This is a genomic window from Fibrella musci, assembly GCF_041321105.1.
GTDB lineage: Bacteria > Bacteroidota > Bacteroidia > Cytophagales > Spirosomataceae > Fibrella > Fibrella musci.
Window position 1 is genome coordinate 1 of sequence record NZ_JBGGWD010000012.1, and the last position, 22,332, is coordinate 22,332.

General features: G+C 58.7%; 3 protein-coding genes. All 3 read right to left on the reverse strand.

Going from position 1 to position 22,332, the window contains the following annotated elements; translation table 11 throughout:
* Positions 1–9,652: non-ribosomal peptide synthetase (locus ACAW74_RS28365; RefSeq protein ID WP_370701594.1), on the reverse strand; the 9,652-nt coding region annotated here is incomplete at its 3' end.
* A gap of 68 nt (positions 9,653–9,720) precedes the next feature.
* Entirely contained in the window at positions 9,721–11,445 is a 1,725-nt protein-coding gene (locus ACAW74_RS28370) for a carbamoyltransferase N-terminal domain-containing protein (protein ID WP_370701595.1), read from the reverse strand.
* A gap of 33 nt (positions 11,446–11,478) precedes the next feature.
* A complete protein-coding gene (locus tag ACAW74_RS28375) occupies positions 11,479–22,287 on the reverse strand; it encodes a non-ribosomal peptide synthetase (RefSeq protein WP_370701596.1) in 10,809 nt (3,602 codons plus the stop codon).
* Between the last annotated feature and the right edge of the window lie 45 nt (positions 22,288–22,332).

The following is a 22,332-nucleotide window of genomic DNA, read 5'->3' on the forward strand; positions in this document are numbered from 1 at the left end:
AGAGGGCCTGGTTGAAGTGGTTGGGGTTGTGGCGGGGCTGGTTGGCGAAGCTGGCCAGGATGGGGGTGAGGGGGAAGCTGCCCTGGGCGGGGGTCTGCTCGATGAGCGCCCCCACCCGACTCAGCTGACTCGCCAAACGACCCAGTACCGGGTACGTGAAAATGGCTTTCTGATCCAGCCGATACCCTTTCTGGTACAGATAGGCGATAATTTGGATGGCTTTGATAGAATCGCCGCCTTCGCTGAAAAAATCCGTATCGGCATCAACCGTTTCGCGACCCAGCACCGTAGTAAACGCTTCGCAAAGCGCAGCCACGGCCTGCTCATCTTCTGACTGAGCGACTGCTGCCAGCGGGCTCAGGCTTTCCAGTTCATCAATGTTTATTTGACCATTGGCTAACCGCGGCAGGGTCGCTACCACCACAAATTGGGTGGGCATGGCATAGGGCGGTAGTAAGGCCAGTAATTGGGTTTCAAGCGCGTCGACGGTCAACGCCTTTGTGCTTCCGACATAGGCAATCAGTTCGTCGTGGTGGTAAGCAACGTACCCGTCACGTACACCCGGCAGGCTTTGCAAGGCCGTTTCCAGCGCCATCAGATTGATACGACGGCTCTTCCGAACGATCATCCGCTCTGTTTCGCCCACCAGGGCCAGCGTACGGTCGGTTAGTAAGCGAGCTAGCAAGTCCGTTGGCCAGAACGTAGTCAGGCCAGTTTCGGGCGTCCAGGGCTGCGCCGACACGTATAGAGTTCCTTCCAGACCGATGCCTTTGAGTTGCCCGTTTGTGTCGGGAATGGCCGCATAGATTGGCTTTTCTTCTGCCGACAGTCGGTCGCGCAGCGCCGGGGACAGCCGGGCGGGTTGCGCCGCCAATTGCCATAGAGTATCCGTATCAGCGGGTTGCAGGTACGTTACCTGACGCAACGGCTGGGCAGGTTGCGCCAGTGCCTGCATCAGGAACAGATCAAACTGCCGCGCCATCTGCTCGATGGTCGCTTCGCTGAATAAGTCGGGATTGTAGTTCAGTTTGACATCAATCGCGTCGCCGTCCGTATTGTAATAGATCGTCAGGTCAAATTTGCTGACGGTTTGGCCAGTACTAGCTGGTTCGACGGTAAACGAGTCAAACCGATGCTGTTGCTCACTCACGCTCGACGTTTCGGCCACCAGCATCACGTCGAACAGCGGCGACCGGCTGGTGTCCAGCACCCGAGGCGCATCGGCTACAATACGGTCAAACGGATAGAGCTGATAGTCGTAGGCGTCGATGACCTTCTGTTGCACCGACCGAAGCAGGGCATCAAATCCCAAATCAGGATTGATGGCTGTGCGAATTGGTAATGTGTTGATGTACAAACCAATTTGCCTATCCAGATCGGGGTGATCGCGCCCGGCAACCGGCGTACCAATCACCAGATCAGTTTGGCCGGTGTACCGATGAAACAGCCCTTTCCAGCCCGCCAGCATCGTTGCGAACAGGGTCGTGCCCGCTTCACTAGTCAGGCGCAGCTGCCGGGTCAGTTCAGGCGATAACCGATGCTGGTAGTTGGCGCCACGATATGTCTGCCAAACTGGCCGCTGGGCATCGGTAGGCAACTCGAGTGCAGGTACCGGTGTAGCAAATTGCTGCTGCCAGTAAGCGGCGGCCCGTTGACCAGCCGATCCTGCCAGTTGATCGGCTTGCCAGGCGACAAAATCGCGGTACTGAATCGGCAGCGGTGTCAGGTCGGCCTGCGTAGCCCCGGTTTGGGCGGCATATAACGTCAGAAATTCGTCAACCAGCACGCGCATCGACCACTCGTCGGACACGATATGGTGGATTGTAAAGACGAGTTGGTAGTGAGTCGCCCCAAATCGGACGAGGCGTACACGGATGGGTGCATCCTGCTCCAGATTGAACGGAGGCTCGTCGGCGGGCAACGTACCTAGTGTATCGTAGGCTGGCTCGGGCTGCTCATTGAGGGTCAGGTACGTTACAATCGACGGGAAAGCGGTAGCCGGTGCCACAAACTGCCGGGGTTCGCCGTTGTGTAGCCGGAACGTGGTGCGCAGGCTTTCGTGCCGATCTAGGAGTGCCGTAAAGGCCGTTTCAAACGCAACCTGATCCACTTCACCCGTCAGCCAGAAAGTGCCGCTGATATGGTAAGCGGCTTGGGCGCCATCGAGTTGATGGAGCATCCATAAGCGTCGTTGGGCTGATGACAGCGGATACGATTCGGCCTGTGGAACATGACTGATCGCTTCGAGCCGGGCGGCGGCCGTCCGTTGATCGAGCAGGGTAGCCTGCCCCGCAATGGTCGTTTGAACAAACAGATCGCGGAAGTTAAGCTTGATACCGAACTGACGCTGGTAGGCGGCAATCAGTTTGGTGATGGTAAGCGAGTGACCGCCCAGGCTGAAGAAATCTTGCTCATTGCCGATGGCCTCCTCGCGGCCCAATACGCGCTGCCAGATGGCCGCAACGGCCTGTTGGCGTTCGGTTTGGGGCGTCGAGCCAGTTTGGCTCAACGAGCGGACGGGTAAGGCCAGTGAGTTGAGGTGTTTCCGGTCAATTTTGCCCGTAACCGCCACCGGCATTTTATCGAGCCGGATGATGTGCGCGGGCCGCATGTGGGAGGGCAGAAAGTGAGCCAAATGCGCTTGTAGAGCCGCCAGAAAGGCTTCGCTGCTGTCTGTAAGCGGCTGAACTTCGGGCATCAGAACAGGCTGTTTTTTCAGGACTTTGCGGTCTATTTTACCGTTGGCGGTGAGCGGCAGTGCCTCCATCACCTCGATTTGGCCCGGAATCATATAGGCGGGCAGGCTGGCAGCCAGGGCGGCTTTGAACTGGCTTGGATTGAGCGTTGGGCTGGCAGTAGCCTGTACAAAACCGTGCAGGTATTGGTTACCCGTAGCATCGTCCAGCATCAGCACCGCCGCATTCTCGACGCCGTCGAGTTGGGTCAGGTGGTATTCGATGTCTTCCAGTTCGATCCGGTACCCTCTGAATTTCACCTGCGTATCGCGGCGACCCAGGAACGTGATAGACCCGTCGGCGTTGTAATACCCCAGATCGCCCGTGTGGTACAAGCGGCTCATTGGCGCAGTCGCGAACGGATCGACGCCGAAGACCTGACCCGTTTTCTCGGGCTGGTTCAAATAGCCGCGTCCTACGCCTACCCCCGCCACGCAGATTTCGCCGGGTATGTTCAGGTTGCAACGGCGCTGCTGTTCATCGAGAATGTAAATGGTGGTATTCAGCACGGGCCGCCCAATCGAGATGCGATCGTCGGCGGGTGTTTCGGTCAGGATGCAGTGCGTTACATCGTCGGAGCACTCGGTGGGGCCATAGGCGTTCACCACCGGAATTGCCGGAAAACGGGCAAACCAGCGGGCAATCACGTTTTTCTTCACGGTTTCGCCCGTTACCAGCAGGTATTTCAGCGGCAGTGCAGCCTTGGCCAGTGATGTTTCATAGATACCCAGTAGCACCGTCAGGTACGTGGGTACCACTTCCAAAATGGTTGGCTGCGTGTGGGCCAGCTGTTCAGTAAACAGCACCGGATTCTGCACGACATCATCGACGAAGATGAGCGTTTGTCCACCCACCGTCAGGGCTACCAGCGCCTGCCAGACCGAAATATCGAAGCTCATCGACGCGTTTTGCACTACCCGGCTGGTGGGCGTAAGGTGCAGGTCGTGGGTTTTGGCCAACAGGTGGTTGAGCATACCCCGGTGCTCGATCATCGCGCCCTTCGGCTGACCGGTCGTACCCGACGTAAAGAGTACGTAGGCCAGTTGGTCGGGCGTCAGCGCTGGCAGCGGCGTGTTTGTATCGGGGGCAGCCAGCAGCGTTTCGAGCGTCAGGATGGTTACCTGCGGCAGCTCACGAGCCAGTTGATGCTGCTGACTGGCCACATCGGTTGTCAGCAGGTACGTAGCGGCGCAGTCGGCCAGTATGGTTTGTTTGAGTTGCGTCGGTTTGTCGAGGGCAAGTGGGATGTAGACCCCACCCGCCCGCATGGCGCCCATCAGCAGCAACAGCCACTCGATAGACCGGTCGCAGGCAACGGGCAGCATGGTTTCGGGGCCAACGCCGCGTTCGACCAGTTGTCGGGCCAGTTGCGCCGTCAGCGTATCGAGTGCCCGGTAAGTTATGGTCCGTTCGCCACAGACCAGCGCCACCCGGTCGGGGTAAGCAGCGGCCTGCGCAACGAACGCGTTGAGCCAGGTTTCGTTGGCGGGCAGCGGGTATTCAGGGCCACTGAAGCTATCGAGCAGGGTCAGCTCTTCTGGCGAGGGTAGCGTATTGGCTGCCTCCGTTTTTTCGACCACATAAGCCACTAGTTGCCGGTTATCGTCAGGACCAATCGCCACGACGGCTGCCTCCTGTAGACCGGGTGCCTGTTGCAGCACGTGCTCAATTTCACCCAGTTCGATCCGGTGTCCCCGAATTTTCACCTGCGAATCAGTCCGCCCCACAAAGTCAAGCGTCGGGCCAGCAGGGCCGTTTAGCCAGCGTACCAGATCACCCGTGCGGTACATGCGGGGGTGTTTATCACCACCAAAGGGGTTCGGCACAAAGGCGTCGGCCGTCCGCTGGGGATCGTTGAGATAGCCATTGGCCAGGCAAATGCCCGACAGGTAGAGCTCGCCGATCAGGCCCGCCGACAACAGCTGGCGATTGGCGTCGAGCACGTAGACCTGCACGTTGTCGATGGGTTGGCCGATGGGAATGCGCTCTTCATCAGTACCAGTCACTTCGTAAGCAATGCAACCAATGCTGGCCTCGGTTGGGCCATAGAGATTGGTGACCCGGATAGCCGGATACTGCGCTTTGAACCGGTTGGTTGCGTTGATCCGGATGGCTTCGCCGCCCAGTATAACGTGATGCAGCGACTGAATCTGACTTGCCCGTTCGGCCAGGTTCTGCACGACTTCGTCGAACAGCGAGGGCACAAAATCGACGATGGTAATGGCGTGCTCGCGGATGGTTTCGAAGAGATAATCCATGTCGAGCTCGCGGTCTTCGAGCGGAATCACGGTTTTGCCGCCGTTGACCATCGGCCAGAACAACTGCCAGACCGAACTGTCGTAAACGTGTTTGGTCGTCCGCAACACCGATTGCGCCGTGGCGGGGCCAAAGTAGCGGTTCATCCAGCCAAAACGGTTTACGATGCCCCGGTGCGGCACATCGACGCCTTTGGGTTTACCCGTTGAGCCGGAGGTGTGAATCACGTAGAGTGAGTCGGCAGGGCGCACGGTTACGGCAGGCTGTTCGGTCCGTTCGCCGATGCGCCGGTAATCGACCACATAGGCCGGTTCATCGTCGGTAACGAGGTCGGCGGTGCTCGTTTCTGTCAGGATTAGTTGGGGTTGCAGGTCGGTCAGCAGTTCGCGGAGTTTGCCAACGGGCAGGTGTTTGCTGATGGGGGCAACCACGCCACCCGTTTTCATGATGGCCAGGAACGCCAGCGTAAAATCAAGGCCGCGCGACATCAGCACCGGCACCAGGTCGCCTTTTCCGATACCCCGATCGGCGAGGCAAAGCGCCAGCGCGTTGGCTTTCCGGTTCAATTGCCCATACGTAAGCAGAGCGTCGCCGTGTATCACCGCCACCCGGTCGGGCGTTTGAGCCACCTGCGCTTCGATCATCGACAGCAGCGTAGCCTCGTTGGGATAGGGTTGCGGCGTTCCCTGCCAGTCGATCAGTTGGCGCTGCACGTCGGCGGGCGACAAGAGTGTCAACGACGCAAGCGGTGCCAGCGGATTGGTCAGGATTGACTCGGTCAGCCGGGCAAAATGCTGAAGCAGTTGGTTGATGCGTGCGGCGCTGAACCGATCGGTGCTATAGCCCAGCGTGAGCGTGAGGCTATCCTGCTCTTCATGAAATGTGAAATCGAGGTCAAATTTGGCGGTACCACGCCGGGCACCGTATTCCTGAAAACGAATGCCGTTGAACCCACCCTGCATCAGGGCTTTCCAGTTGGCTTTATCGTAAACAACCAGCACGTTGAACAGCGGCGACTCATCGAGTCCGCGTGGCAATTTCAGATCGTCGACCAGTTGATCGAAGGGGTATTGCTGGTGTTCGTACGCGCCCAGCACGCCCGCCTTTACCCGCTGAAGCAGTTTATCGAATGTAAGCTGACCATCGAGCTGGGTACGTAGCGCTACAGTGTTGACGAAAAAACCGACCAGCTCTTCGAGTTGCAGGTGGGTACGTCCCGCTACGGGTGCCCCCACGATGATGTCGGTCTGGCCTGTGTAGCGGTACAACAGCGAGTTGACCGTAGCCAGCAGGAGCATGTACATGCTGACACCCTGCTGCCGACACAACGCCTGTAGGGCTTCGGTTTGGGCCCGGTTCAGCGTCAGGGTACTGATGTCGCCCAGGTAGGTGCGGTTGCCGGGGCTATACAGGTCGGCGGGTAGTTCCAGCGTGGGTAGTTCGCCCTGAAGCTGATCGAGCCAGTAGGCACGGCTATCGGCCAGACGGTCACTGTTGAGTTGCGCCTGATGCCAGGCCACATAATCGACATAGCGAACGGGCGTGGCGGGCAGTGGTGCATTGTGGCCCAGCGCATATTGGCTGTAGGCCGTGAAAAGGTCGGTTAGGAACACCTTCATCGACCACTCATCGAAGGCGATGTGGTGAATATTGATCAGCAGCACGTGACTAGTGTCGCTCATTTTCAGCAGCTTCACCCAGATCACCGGCCCCGTTTTCAAGTTGAACGGCTCACGGGCCAACTGGTTAGCCATCGCCCAGGCCATGTCTTCGGCGTCGGGGGTGGTTTGCAGGTAGATCACGTCGACCGCAAACCCGTGCTCGTCGACCGACAGGACGCGCTGTTTTACATCGTCGTCGATAACGTCGTAGACGGTACGAAGGCTATCGTGACGCGCCACAACAGCCCCAAACGCCCGGTTCAGGGCGTCGATGTCGACGGGGCCATCGAGGCGGTACGAGAGAAATTCATTGTAGGCGACCGAGCTCTCTTCCAACTGACTCAGCAGCCAGAGGCGTTTCTGCGCGTTCGACAGGTCGTAATAAGGTTGGTCGGCTATGCGCTCAATAGCCTGTTGCCCGCCGCTGCTTGCCTGTTGCCGCCGTGCTTCAACCAGATCGACCAGTTCGGCAATGGTGGGTGCTTTGAAGAATGCATCGAAGTCGATCCCAACGCCCGTCAGAGCCTGGATGCGGTTCAGGATGCGGTTGGCCAGCAACGAGTGACCGCCCAGTTCAAAAAAATTATCGGTAGGCCGCACCGTATCCTGCTTGAGTACGTCAACCCAGATTTGGGTAAGTTGGGTGGTGAGGTCGGCTTCGGGCTCGATCAGTTGGCAAAACGCGGCCAGCGTGGGGTAATCAAACATATCCTCGAAATCGAGGTGTAGGGCATACTGCTGATTAACCCGCTGAATCACCTTCGAGGCCCGTAGCGAAGTGCCGCCAATGGCGAAGAAGTTGTCGGTCAGGGCCAGTTGGTCGGTGTTGAGTACCTCGGCCCAGATGGCTGCTACGGCCTGTTGGGTTGGTGTCGCGCCGGGCTCGGTCAGGTAGTGTACGGGGGCCGGCGAAGCGGTAGTGGTGGCTTTAGCGCGGGGTTCGGTGCGGAGCCAGCAACGTTTCGGATCGAAAGCACTGGCTGGCAACGACATACGCCGCACCGACTGCCCGGCAAAGTGGCGATCCCAGTTGAGCGGAAGGCCACGAGTCAGGTACGTACCCAGCCAATCGAGGCGGGCCCGGGCGGGCGCATTCACCGCTGGCGCCTGGGTTACCGTTACGGTATGCCCGAAGAGCGGATGCTGGCAAATGGCTTCGGCAATCTGGCTTGGTTCGCCCAGGGTGACAAACAGCACGGGTTGGCCGTTGGCTTCCCGCGCCAGCAGGTCGTTAACCCGACCCGCTACATTCGGAATGGCTTCGGCCTGATACGCCCGAATCGACGTTTCAGCTTCGGAGGCGGCGCGTTTGCCCGCCGCTACGTCGGCCACCACTTTACCCAGCCCGACGCCCAACATGCGGTCGGCGGTCAGGCCCAGGTCGGTAAGCTGATCCGCCTGCGCCAGTTGATGCAGAAAACTGGCTATGGGTGAGCCACTGATGGTTTCCGAAAACAAGTAAATGACTTTGGGCGTCGAGGCGATCTCTGCTTCAGCCAACGGATTCGCCAGGTACGTATCGAGCTGACTAGCCAGTTCGTCGAGCGTGCTCACGGTCAGGACCAGCCGGGCCGAGTGCCACTGCCGCCCTTTCGCCAGCGTATAGCTCAGATTGGGCAGATCGGCGTCGGTAAGTTGGGAAAGCGCCTGCCGTAGGTTCTGAACATTCCGGCGAAGCAGATCGGCCCGCCGCCCCGACAGGGCAATGACCCAGGCCGTAGCGGTAATCGGCGCGGGAGCCTGCACGGGCGGTTGCTGTAGTACGGCGTGGCAGTTGGTGCCACTGAAGCCAATCGAGCTTACGGCGCCAATCAGCGGTTGTTCTCCGCTAGCTAGTGTCTTTCCCTCGGCATTGACATACACCGATGCCGCCTGATGATTCACGTAGGGTAACGGTGCGCCCGTCGTTATGGCGGGGTACAGTTCCCCCTCGCGGAGCGCCAGTACCGCCTTGATTACCCCCGAGAGGCCAGCGGCACTGCGCCCGTGGCCAATGTTTCCTTTGATGCTGGAAATGGCGCACTGGTGGGGCTGGTCGGTGTATTTCCGAAACGCCAGGTCAAACCCGCCCATTTCGAGCGTGTCGCCCAGCAACGTACCTGAGCCGTGCGCTTCGATAAACTGAAGCTGCGTGGGGTCGATGTTGGCCCGCTGCCAGGCCCGCAGAATTACTTCGGCCTGCGCCGTGCTATCGGGCGCCGTCAGGCTGGCAGCACGGTGCCCGTTGTTGTTGACCGCCGTGCTCAGAATCACGGCCTGCACCACGTCGCCGTCGCGCAGGGCAGCGGCCAGCGGTTTCAGCAGCAGGCCCGCCACCACTTCGCCGAACACCATGCCGTTGGCGCGGTCGGAGAACGGCACAGACAGCCCATCCGCCGACTCAATGTCGAGGTGGTAGGCGTCGTCGGCTTTGTCGGGAAACAGCTCCAGATTGGCCCCGCACACAATGGCCATATCGGCACTGCCCGTGATCAGTTCGTTGCAGGCGTGGTGCAGCGCCACCATGCCCGATGAGCACGACGTGTTGATCACCGACACACTGCCCGACAGCCCGAACGTCCGGTTGATACGGGCGGCCAGAAACTCCGAGCCGTTGCCCGTCACGAGTGTTGGTTCAAAGGTATCGGCGTGCTGGTAATACACCAGTTTGCTATCGGTGGCCAGCACTGCCGTGTTGGTGTCTTTCAACTGATCGGGGGCGTAACCGGCATTTTCGATGGTTTCCTGCACCACTTCCAGCAAAAGCCGCTGATGAGGATCCATGGTCTGGGCCTCGGCCATCGACAACCCAAACGCCGCCGGGTCGAACCGATCGATACCGTCCATGTAGCCGCGCCGGTGATAATTGCCGTCGGCGGGCAACGTTGTATCAGCCAGACGCTGAGGAGTAATGGGGGCAATGGTAACGCGCCCCTGCCGAAGCAGTTGATGGAGCTCGTCGATGGTGCGGGCGCCCGGAAAACGCCCGGCCATGCCGATAATTGCGATCTGCGTATCCACTGGAAACGGAGTTGAATGGGGTTGAACAGAATACGATCGGGGCGCAAAAGGCCCACTGCCGACTACAATCAGGCGACTTCCTGCAACGCAACCGACGCACCAGAAAAGGCCTCTTCGGGCATGCGTTCGTAGAGGACATTATCGCTCCAGATGTAGTTGACCTGTCCCCAGGTCATCACCGACTGCACGTCGGGGAAGAAGCCTTTGCCGTTGAAGTTGGCGCTGGTGTTGCACAGCAGCGGAATACCGCTCAGGGCGTAATAGGCTTCGAGCAGGGCCGCTATCTGCGGATTCTGTTTGGCATTAATGGTTTGTAGCCGGGCCGAATCATCAATGTGGCAAACGGCCGGAATGCGCTCTTTCCACTCAGGACGTACCTGATGGTCGAAGAGCATGTAGGGATCGGGCGTGCCAGGCAGGAAGATGTTGGCGGCAGCCCGCTCAAGGCAAATTGGTGACACGGGGCGGTAGGGTTCGCGCTTCTTCATGTCGTTCAGCCGATCTTTCATCGCGGGCAAATGGGCCGGTGCCAGAATGCTGCGGTTCCCCAATGCACGTGGCCCTAACTCGGCGCGGCCATTCAGGAAAACAACGGGTTCGCCAGTGGTATGCAACAATTCGGCCAGCTTGGTTAGGTCGCAAGGGCGACTCTGCCAGTCGGCGGGCAGCTTGCTTTCCGCTACGAACGGTCCACTGTATACGTTCCAGTCGATGGCCATGTTTCCCGTCAGGGCGAGGTTGAGCGTGCAGGCGGCACCAATGGCGCTTCCCGAATCATTGGGAAAAGGAGGTACGTACACGTCGTTGACCATGCCATTTTCGCGAACGGCACTGTTCCACTTGATGTTCAGCGCGCAGCCGCCAACCAGGCAGAGGTTTTTATCGGGGCGGGGGAAACGGCCAATTTTCTTGGCCAACTTCAGCACTAGTAGTTCTTCCAGGAACACATGAAAGGTTGCCAGCACATCCTCATCGGAGTAGCCTTTCCCCTCGATTCGCTGTTTGAAAGCCACCGCAAACTGGTTGGCAAAGCCCATCGGGGCGTCGTAATTGTTGGCGTAGATTTCGTCGAAGATGAGCAGCAACTCCCGCCGAACCGTGCCTAGTGCGATGTAGGCCATCACCTTTCCGGCTACTGACAGGTTGTCTTTGGCAAACCCGCCTGTCACTTTATAAGGGCCAAAGTGCTGCGAGAAGATCGTGTACATGTTGCCGATCAGCAGGAAAATCGGGCCGATGTTCTCGACTTTTTTCGAATTGGCGCTCACGTAATAGAGTCGGGGATACATGCCCCCATCCCAAACCAGCACATACGACCCCTGCCCTTTGGCAGCGAATGGACTGGTGCAATAGGCACTCATCACATGGCCCGTCACGTGCAGGTAGCTCGTGTAATCGACGGTGCGCCGACCGATGGGCAGGCCACTGAACCGCTGCCCGGTCAGGATGTTGTCCTCCAGAGTACGTTCCTGATACTGCGCCACGGCCAGCTGAATGGGTTGGCCGTTATGCGTGGCCGACAGCCAGTTGGCCGTTTCGCCGATCGTGAGCCGGGGTTGAATGGCGAGGGCTTCCTGGTCGTAGCCGCCCCAACCGTCGATGGCAAACTGGTCGACTTCATCGAGCCGGATGCCGTTGTCTTCCAGAACGGCTTCAATCAGGTTGGTTTCCTCGATGCTGGCGTAGCGTGGATTATTTTTCAGTTTTTCAATTTCGATGCTGAACAACAGCGTATTGTCTTTGATAACAGCGATAGAGCCGTCGTGTGTTAGTTTTAAACCACAGATAATCATAGTCGTATAGCTTATATAAACAGGATGAACTTCTTAGAATTCTAGTACGATATCGGCGGGTGTCTGTGCAGTTTCGGCACCCGAGGCAGGCGTTTGTTCGAGTAAAAGGGCTAGTTCAGCAATGGTAGGCTGGCTGAATAATTCACGGATTTCGATCGTCTTCCCGAAGGTGTGCTGGATGCGGTCGTACACCTGCACGGCTTTCAGCGAATCGAGGCCAACTGTAAACAGATTGGTCTGGATACCCAGTTGCGGCGTGCCGATAATGGATTCCAGTAACTCGGCAAGCTGTTGTTGATGCGTCGTTTGCGGAGCTACGTACGCCGTATCGGCCAGTACCTCGTCGATACGGCGTTCGGCCAGTGCTTTGCGGTCAATTTTTCCGTTGGTATTGAGCGGCAGAGTGTCGATGGACACAAACTGCGCCGGAATCATATAGGCTGGCAAGGTCTGCCGCAGGAACGTACCCAGCTCGCCGGCATCGACGGCTTGGTGCGCGGCCACAAACGCCACCAGTTGTTTTTGCCCGGCGGGGTCGGCTTTAGCCAGCACGGCCACCTCCCGAACCTGCGGATGCTGGCTGAGCACGGTTTCGATCTCGCCAATCTCAATGCGGTAGCCTTTAATTTTTACCTGCTGATCTTTCCGGCCCAAAAACTCCATGTTGCCGTCGGGCATCATACGGCCCAGATCGCCAGTGCGGTACATGCGGCCTCCCAACTGCTGGTTGAACGGGTCGGGCATGAAGGCGGCTTCGGTTTTGGCCACATCGTTGACGTACCCGGCAGCCACCCCTACCCCACCGATGTACAGATCGCCCACGACGCCCTCGGGCACCGGGTTGAGTTGCGCGTCGAGGATGTAGAAGAAATTGTTATCGAGAGGTTTGCCGTAAGGAATGCTAACCCAGTTGGGATTGGGCGCCATGACCGGGTAAAAATTCGACCAGACCGTGCCCTCTGTTGCGCCACCAAGGCTAGTGAGCCGGGCGTTGGGGAAAAACGGCGGCAGTTGCCCCGGAATGCTGACCGGAATCCAGTCGCCGCTGAGGAACACCGTCCGCAGGGCCAGTTGCTGGTAGCTGGGAGCGTTGGCTTCCAGGTACGTTAGCAGTTGGTAGAACGTGGTCGGCACCGAGTCCCAGAAGGTCACGCCGGTCTGTTGCAGGTAGTCGGCCAGCAGGCTGGGTTTCAACAGGGTATCAGTCGGGGTAATGACCAGTTCACCACCGGCGGCCAGCATGCCGAAGATGTCATATACCGACAGATCGAAGCACATCGACGTAACAAACAACAGCTTATCGGCGGCGCTGATGTTAGCGTAGCAGTTCACCCAACGCACCAGATTGACCGCCGAATGGTGCTCGATCATAACGCCTTTAGGTCGCCCCGACGAACCGGAGGTATGAATAATATAGGCCAGATCCTGCGCCGATTTAGGGCGATTCGGGTTGCTGGCTGGGTATGTTACATAGGCCGATTCGGTCAGCGGTACGATGGTCAGCGGTTGCTCAACGGCGGGAGCTTCGGCGGGCCGATCAGTCACCAGGGTTGTCACGGCCGCGTTTTGCAGAATGTAGGCCTGGCGGTCGGCGGGGTACGTCGGGTCGATGGGTACGTAGGCCCCACCGGCTTTCAGAATTGCCAGCATGCCCACGATCATCCCAAAGTCGCGCTCGGCGATCAGGCCCACGTTGGCGCCGCTGGGCAACCCCGATTCAATCAGATGGTGCGCCAGTTGGTTGGCCTGTTGGTTGAGCTGGCCATACGTGAGTGTTTTATCGAACAGCCGCAAGGCAACCCGGTCGGTGTGTTTGGCTACGCTTTCTTCGACCATCTGGTGCAAGGTCTGGCCGGTTGGGTACGGTACCTCCGTCTGGTTGAAATCGATCACCAGCGCCTTGTACTCGGCATAGGTCAGGTAATCGAAGCTGGCAATGGGGGCGTCGGGGGCGTCGGTCAGGCGATCCAGGATCGTTTCCAGATGACGGGCCATGCGTTCGATGCGGTCTTGCCCAAACAAATCAGTGTTGTAGCCAATGCTGATGACCAGTTGCCCATCGGTTTCTTTCAGGTAAAAGCTCAGGTCGAACTTGTTGGCCGAAAACGTCATCGGATGGGGCACGGCGGTCAGGCCCTCGAAGGTGCGTTCGCCGGTGTCGCTGGCCAACCGGAAATCTTCCGACGCGATCATCACGTCGAACAGCGGCGAGCGACTCATGTCGCGGCTGGCCTGCACGTCATCAACGATCTGCTCGAGCGGATACAGCTGATGCTCGTAGCCTTCCAGCAACCGCCGACGTACCTGCTGATGTACCTGCGTGAAGCTGTCGGTCTCGCTTGTGTTAAGCCGGATGGGCAGCGTATTCAGGAAAAGGCCCACCTGCTGTTGCAGACCCGGTTGTTCGCGGTACGTAACCGGCGTGCCAATCACCAAATCCTCCTGATTGCTGTAGCGGTGGAGCAACACGCCAATCGCCGCAAACAGCGTGCTGAACAGACTCGATTTAGTCTGCTGCCGATAGTGATTTACCTGCGTGCTTACGGCCTCATTGACGACCCAGTCCAGATTCTGGCTATTGTAGGTTTTGTAGCGCGGCCGGGGGGCATCGGTGGGTAGTTGTAGCGGCACGAGTTCGCCCGCCAGTTGTGCTTTCCAGTAAGCGCGGTCGGCCAGGCAGGCGTCGGTTTGCAGGTATTGTTGTTGCCAGCGGGCAAACTGCCCGTAGGTCGACGTCAACGCGGGCAAAACGGGCACGCGGTTGGCCAGCAGCGCGTTATAGACGGTCATCAGTTCCTGATAAAGCAACTGCAACGACCAACCATCGGCCATGATATGGTGAATCACATTGACCAGCAGGTAAGCATCGACGTCGAACTGAATCAGCCGCACCTGCACGAGCGAGTCGGTCGCCAGTTTGAAGGGGCGACGCGCTTCTTCATTGGCCAGTTGGCAGGCGGCCTCCCATGGGTTTTCGGCCAGCCGCACATCCAGCCAGGCAAAAGGCAGGGCAAAACTGTCGGCGGGCGTCACCACCTGCACCGGCTGTGGGCCCTTCATGCAGATGTTGGTTCGCAGGGCGTCATGGCGGGCCACCAGTTGGCCCAGCGCCTGCTCAAAAACAGAACGATTCAATTGGCCGCGCAACGTCACCGCGTGGGGCAGGTTGTAGGCACTGACCGTTTCTTTCTCGTATTGGTCGATAAACCACATCCGCTGCTGACCCGGCGACAGTGGCCATTCCGTCGCGGTTTCGGTAGAATCGGTTTTGGCTACTACACCGGCCAGCAGTTGCTCGAAGGCCGCCGTCAGCCGGTCGGCCAGTTGGTCGGCGTCGGCAGGGGCCAGCACATCGCGATTGGCGAGGCATTGTAGCCGGAGTTGGCCATTCAGCACGGCGCCGTTCACCACCAGTGCATACGGAAAGGCGTCGGCGTCGTGTTGATAGGTCTGCGTGTAGGCATCGATTGCTGTCCAGCTGGTCTGGGTAGGCTGATCGAGTTGACCCAGGTAGTTGACGAGCACAGGGGCTTGCAGCGTAACGAGCGACGGGTCGGTTTGCCGAAGTGCCAGAAACCCGGTTGCATGCTGCGCAGCCGCGCTTACGGCTTCTGCCACCACTGTCACCTGTTGGCCCAGGTCAACCGATACCGATGCGGGCAGCACCACGGGAAACAGCTGCGTAAACCAGCCTACTGTGCCCGACACATCAGCCCCTCCTACCGCCGTTAGCGCGTCGCGGCCGTGTCGTTCCATGTCGACGATGCCACGTTGGAACAGGTCGTCAGCCGGCAGCGCCAGTTGCAGCGCCGTCAGCAGCAGGCTATCGACACCAGCACCATACTGGCTTTTGGCTGATGTCAGCAGCGTCTGCGTCGCCTCGATGCTGAGTTGCCGAGTGGCGTCATACCAGCCCGCTTGAGCCGCCTTAACGGGGTCTGAGGTCCTCTTTTGTTGATCCGCCAGAGCTTGCCAATAGGCACGGTCGCTGGCAAACGCCGCGGTGTGGGTATACTGCGCCAGTTCGGTTGTCCACTGCCGATACGAAGCCGTTTTGGCAGGCAGCGAATACCCTGAATTACCATACAGATTGGCCAATTGGTCGGTAAGAATCCGCCACGAAACGCCATCGACAACCAGGTGATGGATGGCCCAGAACAGGTAATCGGCATCGGCGAGGCGAAACACAACGGCCTTCATCAATGGGCCCGTGCCGAGATCAAAGGCGGCGACCAGGTGATTCACCACCCGATCAATCCCCTGCCAGGGCGCAATGTGTTCTTCAAACGAATACGTATCGACGGTGATGCGCACGCCAGCCGCCGGGCAGTTTTGTTGCCATTGCCCATCAGTCGCTGGTTGATAGGTCATGCGTAGCGCATCGTGCTGATCGAGCAGGGCGTTGAGAGCGTTTTCTAGCCGGGCAGTATCCAGCCGATCGGCCGTTTTGAGCAGGACTGTCTGGCAGAAATGCTCGGGTTTGGCGGTTGCCGTCGTAAAAAAATGACGTTGTATAGGCGATAGCGGTGCGTCTCCCACGGCGGATAACAGCGCAGCCGATGCCTGTTCGGGATCGATCGCCTGCGCAATCCGGCGGAGGGTACTGCCTTCAAACAGCGCCTGCACGGTGAGGCGATACCCCGCCGCTTTCAGCCGTGAGATGATCTGAATCGCCCCGATGGAGTCGCCACCGACCAGGAAAAATTCGTCGTTAAGCGTTACCGGGCGACCCAGCACGTCGGCACAGGCCTGTAGCAACAACTGTTCTTTCGTCATTAGCTCGGCATCCGTCTGGTCGGTGGCTGGCGTCACGTCCAGAACCGGCGCAGGTAGCTGCCGTTTGTCGATCTTACCGTTGATCGTCAGCGGGAAGGCCGACAGGAACACCAACCGGGTTGGCACCATGTAGGCCGGTAAGGTCTGGCGCAAGGCGGCCTTGGCATCGGCTTCAGTCCAGCGGTTGGGCTGGTCGGTTTGCAGGTAGGCAACCAGCATCGGGCGCGTTTCGGCCTGGTACAGCGTCACGAACGCCTGCGTAATGGTATCGAGTTGGGTCAGTTGATATTCGATTTCGGCGGGTTCGAGCCGTTGGCCAAACAGTTTGATCTGCTCGTCATTACGACCCATGAACAGCAGTTTTCCGTCGGGTGTCCACCGCACGTTGTCGCCTGTCCGGTAGCACATACCACCATCCAGATGGGGTAGCTGCACGAAGCGCTCCCGATTCAGTTCTGGCCGATTCAGGTACCCTAACCCAACTTGCGCACCACCGATATACAGTTCGCCGGGTACGCCCATGGGCACCAATTGCTGCTGGCGATCCAGCACAAACAACCGACAGTTTGCATCGGGCGTACCGATAGGCAGACGGGGTGGGTACGTGTCGGCGACCCGCTCAATGCTGCACCCAATAGTGGTTTCGGTTGGTCCATAAATCACCCGAATCTCCATGGCTGGGTTAAGCTGCCGCAGCATGTCCACGTGCTCGGCTTTCACCTGTTCGCCACCCAGAACGACGCAGGCCATCTGCGTTTGCGAGATCGAAAGGTGCGGCAACAAGGCCACGTGCGACGGCGTCAGGAACGTCATCCGGGCGACTGAATCGGTCGCGAACGCCGCTTTCAGCATGTTGTCGACGGTCAGCTCGTCGGGGTATAGGGTGATATCGTCGCCACGCAGCAACGTACCCAGCATGCTGATCAGGCTTCCATCGAAGGCAACGGGCGACAGCAGTACGGCGGGATAGCGGTTGCCGTCGAGAGTATGTTTGTTCAGATTCAGCGTGAAATTGACCAGACTGCGCATTGAAATACCCACGCCCTTGGGCTTACCCGTTGAGCCAGAGGTGTAGATCACATACGCCTGCCGGTTGGTGTCCGTCCCGATGGACTGCATCGGTGTGGTCTGTTTCGGCGCATCGGCCATCAGCATCACAGGTACGTTCAGATCCAGCGCCGGATTAAGCAACTCATCGGTGATAATAGCCCGGCAGTCGGCATCCTGCACCATAAACTGGAGCCGGTCGGTAGGCAGGGTTTTGGCCAGCATCAGAAAAGCGCCGCCTGTTTTTAACACCGCCAGCCAGCTGATGATCAGGTTTTCGGTGCGGCGGGTCAGGACGCCAATCACCTGACCGGGCCCGGGCGAAACCTCAGCCATCAGGTACGTGGCCAGCTGGTCGGTCAGCCGATCGAGTTGCTGGTAAGTCAAGGTGCGGCCTTCACAACGAACTGCGATGGCGTCGGGCGTTTGCTGCACCTGTTCGGCAAACCGCGTCGGGTAGTCAATAGTCAGGTCGTAAGGCTCCGTGTTGGCATTCACTGTCTGGCTGAGCCAGGTTACGTCGGCGGCCGATAGCACCGACAGGTCAGCCAGACGGGTTGTTGATTGTTCAGTGCCCGTTAAGTGGTTGAGCAGCCGTAGCAGATGCCGGTTCAGTTGCTCGATATACCAGTCATCGAACTGCGCTTCGTTGTACACACAGGTATACACGATCTGGTCGGGTTGTTCTGTGAAGAAAAGGTCCAGCGCGTATTTGGCCGACAGCGTATGGTCGGGCTCATGAGCCGTCACCGTGAGGTTGTGTAGGGTGGTGATGTCGCCGGGCGTCTGCACTTCGTACGAGACAACAACATCGAATAGGTCGTGACCGGCCAAGCGACCCTGTTGCCGTAATTCACTCACCAGCAGTTCATACGAGATGTGTTGATGCTGAACGGCGTTGGCCACAGTGTCGCTAAAAGAGGCGATCAGATCGGCTATCGTGTGGTTGTCGCTGAACGTCGTGCGCAGAGGCACTACCCGCTGATACAATCCAACCTGATCGAGCAATTCGACCTGGGTGCGCGTCGACACGGGTGCTCCGATAACGATGTCGGTTTGCCCGGTATACTTGTAGAAAAGCGCATTGAGTGCCGCGCCCAGCACCGTAAAGACCGACACATGCTGGTTAGCCGCCAACTGCCGGATAGCCGTCGTCAGCGCTGAATCCAGGGCGAGGCTCACCCGCCGACCGGGCTGGGTGGCTTCAGTGGTGCGTGGCTGACGAACCGATAGGGCCAATTGGGGTACTTCATCGGCAAACCGGGTCTGCCAATAGTGTAGATTATCGGCTTCGCGCGCCTGATTCCGGGTGTCGTTGAGCCACACGGCTACGTCAGAATATTGAATAGCCAGCGGCGCTTTTGACGGCGTCTGCTGTTGGTAAAAGGCGTTGTAGGCGTGCGCCAGATCATTCCAGAGCACGTTGGCCGAACCCCCATCGGCAATGGTATGGTGCAACACAATACCCAACCAGTGGCATTGGTCGGTTTCGCGCCAGAGCCCAACCCGATAGAGCGGACCGGTAGCTAGATCGAAGGCCGTGCTGGCTAGCTGGGCTTCAAAAGCAGCCTGATTCTGGGCTACAATGTCGTCAATGATGAACTGCTCAGAAGCGGGTTGCAGGTGCTGCCAGAGGGTTGTACCATCAAAGCTAAATACCGTACGCATGCTTTCGTGACGGGCCACAACCCAGCCAAACGCCTGTTGCAGCGCAAGACTATCGAGCGGCCCGGTCAGCTTGTAGAAGCCAGGCATGTTATACAACTGCGCGTTGGTGGTTGCCTGGCAGGCCAGCCATAACTTACGCTGCGCCTCGGTGACCGGATAGCGCCCCGTACGAGGCGTGGGCAATAGAGACAGCGTTTCGGCCAACTGGTTTTGTAGCAGGCATTGGGCCAGCTGGGCGATGGTTGGGTACTGGTACAAATCGGCTAGTTCGGCCTGCCGATCGAACGCGTCGCGCAACCTTGCTACAACAGCCAGGGCGTTGATGGAATGACCACCGAGGGCAAAGAAATCGTCGTCGAGGCCAATGTCGGTTTGCCGCAGCACGTCCTGCCAGATGCTCAGCAGCCGGGCTTCGGTATCGTTTTGGGGGAGCACCCGCCGGTTGCTGTTGCTGAGGTTGAGGGTGGACGGCGTGGGCAAAGCCTTCCGGTCGATCTTCCCGCTGGTCGTCAGAGGCATGTGCGCCAGCAGTTCTACAACTGAAGGCACCATGTAGGCAGGCAATTGATCGCGTAGGTGTTGCCGAATCTGATCGGGTTCAACAGCATCGGTCGTAGCGACCACATAAGCGCACAGGATTTTTTCGCCTTGGGCATTGGTCCGAACAACCACCGCCGCCTGATTCACGGCATCGAGCCGCTGCAACACCTGTTCGATCTCACCCAGTTCGATCCGGTGACCCCGAATTTTTACCTGATGATCGGCCCGTCCGTGAAATTCCAGCGTGCCATCAGGAAGCCAACGGGCCAGATCGCCGGTACGGTACATGCGCGGAAACAGGCGGCTAAACGGATTCGACACAAAAGCCGCAGCCGTTTGATCGGGGGCGTTGCGGTAACCCGGCCCGACGCCCATACCGGCGATGTACAACTCGCCTTTGGCACCCACCGGGCAGAGTTGACCTGCCGCCGTCAGCACATACAGGCTGGTGTTTGGAATGGGCTGCCCGATCGGAATCCGGCGACTAGCGGGGAGGGCGGTGATGTAGGCCTGCGATACTGTATCAGCGGCTTCGGTTGGGCCATAGGTGTTTACCAGTTGAGCTTGCGGCCATTGGTTCAGGCAGCGTTCGGCCAATCCGTAGGCCAGTTCTTCGCCGATCGTCGCTACCCAGGTCAGGGCCGAGAAATCGAGCGTGTCGGCTAGTTTGGGCAGGTGATGGAGCAGTTCGGCCAGGTACGTTGGCACCACCTGCAACACTGTAGCCCGGTCGATGGCCAGTTGCGCCAGAAACTGGTTGGGCTGCAACACCAGCGAACGAGGGTACACCAGCGTGGTTCCCCCCGCCAGCAACGCCGCCAGCGACTGCCAGATCGAAATATCGAAGCTATGCGACGCACTTTGTACCACCCGGCTGTCGGCCGTCAGGGCGAAGGCGTCGATGCGCGAGAACAAATGATTGATCAGGCCTTTGTGCTGCACCATCACCCCTTTGGGTGTCCCGGTTGAGCCGGAGGTGTAAATCTGGTAGGCTACGTCGTCGGGCAAAGCCGTCGTCAACGTACCTGTCATTGGGGGACCGGTCTGCCAGTCAGCAGTGTTGGTGAGAGCCAACGAACGGACAGTGGCAGGTAGAGTGTAGTTGTTGGTATCGGTCAGCAAAAACTGTGTCTGTTCGGCCAGCCAGGCAATCCGTGTCTCGGGCAATTCGGGATCGATGGGCAGGTACGTCCCGCCCGCTTTCAGAATACCGATCAGGCCCACCAGCAACCATTCGGAGCGGTCGAGCAATAGCCCGACAACCTGCCCCGCCCCGATACCGGCCTGATGGTGCAGGAAGCTAGCCAGTTGATCGGTCAGCCTATCGAGCTGCTGGTAGGTCAGTTCACGATCGCCGCAGCGCACCGCGATGGCATCGGGCGTTTGCCGGGCCTGCTGCGTGAATAAGTCGCCAAAAAGCCGGTCGGTCGGATAGGTTCGACCGGGACCGCTGCTCATCGCCAGCATGGCCGTTTGCTCATCAGGCGAGAGCAGATCGAGTTGCGCCAATGGGCTCTCGGGCTGGGCCACCACTTGCGTAAGCAATTGGATGAACGTACCCAGCAGACTTTCGATGGTAGTCTGTTCAAACTGATTGGCATCATAGGTAACCCGGCACGTCAACTGCCCCGTTGTTTCCAGGCAATCGAATGCCAGCGGAAACTGAGTGTGGTGCCGGATAAGGGCGATGGTTTCAATTGGCAACGTACCTACTGTGTAGCCTTGGCCAGGATTGAGCAGGAGTTGCTCGGCTACGGAGTCGGCATCGGGCCGCAGGTAGCTAAAAAAGGTCTGGTAGCGTGATTGAGCTTGCGTATCGGCCAGCGGAAATGCCTGCTGGATCAGCGCCCTGGTCAGCTGGGTGTGCTGTTGTTGCAGGTACGTACTTACCGTATCGCCAGGTACGTATAGCGAGCGATTCAGCAGCGGGTTTGTCACGTACCCAACCAGGTTGGCAAACCGGCGTTGCAGGCGGTTGGCGACCGGAAAACCCACTACCACATCGTCTTGCCCGGTGAAGACGTGGAGAGCAAGTTGATACGTGCCCAGCAGCACGGCCATTTTAGAAATGCCCAACGCCGGCGCAAACTGGCCCAGTTGCCGATATACGTCGGCAGGTACGTTGCACACTACCTGTGCAGCCCGCCCCGGCTGCTCGTTATGAGCGGGGCGATCCGTCGGCAGATCAAGGCTGGGCAGGTTTGTCAGTTGGGTTTCCCAGTATGCCTGAGCCTGCATACCGCGTTCGCTCTGCTGCGTTTTGTACTGATCGCGCTGAAAATCCAGGTACGTTACAGGATTGGGTGCGAGGGCGTCAGGCGTCGTCAGCAACTGAAGTAAATCGGTCAGCAGCAGGCTCATCGACCATCCGTCGCCGATAATGTGGTGAACGCCCAGCAACAACACCGTTTCGGTGGGGCGCTGGTAGGCTATGGCGCGGAAAGCCCCGTCGGTTTCCAGGCGGTATGGTTCGTTATGGGCAGCGTTGAGGTGGGCGAGCAACTGCCCGTCGGTCCACTGGGCAGCTTCAATAAAGTGCCAGTTGCGTTGGGCGGCGGCCATCCGTTGCGACCAGTTGCCCGCTTCGATCTGGAAGACCGTGCCGAGGGCCGGGTGACGGTCCATCAGCCGTTGTAGAGCGGTGGTCAACTGCCCGGCCGACAAGGTAGCGGCGATGCGCAGCGCAAAGCCTTCGTTATAGGCACCGTGCCGGGGATAGCGTTGCTGAATAAATAATAAGGCTTGCTGGCCGGCTGTCAGGGCAAAACCCGGCGCTACAGACAGCTCGGTTGATTGTTTTTCGGATACCATTTTCTTAATCGAACGACTATCTATCGCTATCTAAAAACGCTACTA